Annotated in this window: 1 protein-coding gene and 1 pseudogene; both read right to left on the bottom strand. The window is 71.9% G+C overall.

The window, feature by feature from the left end:
* Window positions 1-395, bottom strand: a pseudogene (locus IEZ31_RS57280) (DUF5667 domain-containing protein); the annotation flags it as partial.
* 220 nt (window positions 396-615) lie between these two features.
* A partial coding sequence (locus tag IEZ31_RS42295; protein ID WP_229836583.1) for an RNA polymerase sigma factor occupies window positions 616-943 on the bottom strand: 328 nt, incomplete at its 5' end.

Below are 943 nucleotides of genomic sequence, written 5' to 3'. Positions count from 1 at the left end.
GTGGACCGCTTGACCGAGTACAGCGCGTCGCCCGGGATCGCGTCGCCGCTCGCGGCCGACATGCCCGACAGGGCGAGCGTGCCAGCGGCCAGGCCGACGACGATCGCGCCGCGGGTGCGGGTCCGGCGGCTCACGGCCGGCCGGCTGCCCGCCGGGCGGCGCAGGGACCGCAGGGTCGTCCGGGACGCCGGCTCCGGCTCCTTCGCGGTGGCGCCGATGCCCTCGCGTTCGGCCGTGGCCAGCAGCATGGCCCGCAGGCCGTCCCGGAACTCCGGCTGTCCTTCCACCTTGATCGGCAGGTCGGAGAGTCGCTGGCCGACCTGCACGAGGTCGGCCAGGGAGTCGTCGAGCGTGGACCTCATGCGGTGCCGTCGGGCCCCCGTGGCCTCGTCCATGAGCTGGGCGAACCGCTCAGCCCGTCGACGATGGAAGACGGAGCCAATCACCTGAGGCACCCCCCTTCCGTGATCGCGTCAATCAGGCGCGGCAGGGCAGCGGGATGGTGGGCCACCGCGACCGCCGTGCGCCATGCCGACGGTCGCATCAGGACCAACGCCGCAGAGCGGAGGCTGGTTACGGCGCCGCCGGGGGCACTGTAACGGAAGGTGACAGCGGTCACGGTTGGAATCCGTCGGGCAGGAGCCGGGCGAGTGCGCGCACCGCTCGGTACTGCAACGCTTTGATCGCTCCCTCGTTCTTGTTCATGGCCTGCGCGGTCTCCGCGACGGAGAACCCGTGCAGGAACCGCAGCACGATGCACTCCTGCTGCTCGGGGTTGAGCTGCTTCACGGCCTTGAGCAGGTCGACGTTGGTGATGTGGTCGATGACCGCGGCCTCCGGGCTGCCCTCGGGGCCCCGGTCCGGCCGGTCGGCGTCGAGCACGTCGCCCGTCGTCACCTCGAGCCGGTACCGCCCGGACTTGAAGTGGTCGGCCACCAGGTTG

Source organism: Dactylosporangium sucinum, from assembly GCF_014647515.1.
GTDB classification, from domain to species: domain Bacteria; phylum Actinomycetota; class Actinomycetes; order Mycobacteriales; family Micromonosporaceae; genus Dactylosporangium; species Dactylosporangium sucinum.
This window is presented reverse-complemented; position numbering and strand designations above follow the sequence as displayed.